At 65.8% G+C, this 1,102-nt stretch carries 1 protein-coding gene; it reads right to left on the reverse strand.

All coding sequences use genetic code 11. The features are described from left to right. Window positions 1-45: 45 nt before the first annotated feature. Window positions 46-1,102 (reverse strand): IS3 family transposase gene (locus tag C693_RS0100820; RefSeq protein ID WP_430536794.1). Its coding sequence is split into 2 segments (ribosomal slippage), with 1,058 coding nucleotides annotated over them: window positions 46-866 and window positions 866-1,102; the frame shifts between segments, so codons are not numbered across the junction. This gene is flagged as partial in the annotation.

Genomic DNA, 1,102 nt, shown 5'->3' on the forward strand with positions numbered 1-1,102 from the left:
CGACGTCCCCCCGCTTTGAGTAGCGGGACGGTTTGGAGTCCGGGGTCACTTTAACTGCTTGGCATAGGCGGCGGGTGTCAGCCCGCCCAACGCCTTCTTCGGCCGCTCCTCGTTGTATTCCCGCCGCCAACGTTCGATCTCGGCGCGAGCGTGCAGCAGGCTGGGAAACCAGTGCTCGTTGAGGCATTCGTCGCGCAGGCGGCCGTTGAACGATTCGATGTACGCGTTCTGGTTCGGCTTGCCCGGCTCGATCAGCCGCAACTGCACGCCGCGCTCGTGTGCCCAGGTCACCATGGCCTTGCCGCAGAACTCCTTGCCGTTGTCGCTGCGGATCACCTTGGGCAGCCCCCGACTGAGCGCCAGGCGATCCATCACCCGCGTCACGCCGAGGCCGGAGATCGCCCGCTCGACCTCGATGGCTACCGCCTCGTGAGTGGCGTCATCGACGACCGTCAGACACTTGAGCACGCGACCCTCAGCCGTGCGGTCGAAGACGAAGTCCATCGACCAAACCTCGTTGGCCGCTGTCGGGCGAGCCAGCGGCTGGCGCTCACTCGGCGGCACCTTCTTCCGCTTGCGACGCCGCACCTGCAGCCGGGCCTCCTGATACAGCCGCTCCACGCGCTTGTAGTTCACTGGCAGCCCGGCTTGTCTCAGCTTCAGATGGATCATTCCGACGCCGTAGCGCTTGTGCCGCTGCGCCAGGGCGACGATCCGTTGCCGAAGTTCGACGTTGCGGTCTGGCCGCGTCGCATAGCGATAGGCGCTGGCGCTCATGCGAACCACGCGCAGTGCACGCCGCTCGCTCAGTCCCTGGGTAGTCATCTGTCGCACCAGCTCGCGTCGGGCCGGTGCGCTCACCACTTTTTTCGCAGCGCGTCCTTGATCACCTCGTTCTCGAGGACCTGCTCGGCCAGCAGCTTCTTCAGCCGGGCGTTCTCCGTCTCCAGTTCCTTCAGGCGCCGCGCCTCCGGCACGCTCATGCCGCCGAACTTGCTCCGCCACAGGTAGTAAGAGGCCTCGCTGAAGCCGTGCTTGCGGCACAGCTCCTTCACCGGCAGGCCGGCCTCCGCCTCACGCAGGAAGCCGATGATCTGTTCTT

Source organism: Dyella ginsengisoli LA-4 (genome assembly GCF_000334915.1).
GTDB lineage: Bacteria > Pseudomonadota > Gammaproteobacteria > Xanthomonadales > Rhodanobacteraceae > Dyella_A > Dyella_A ginsengisoli_A.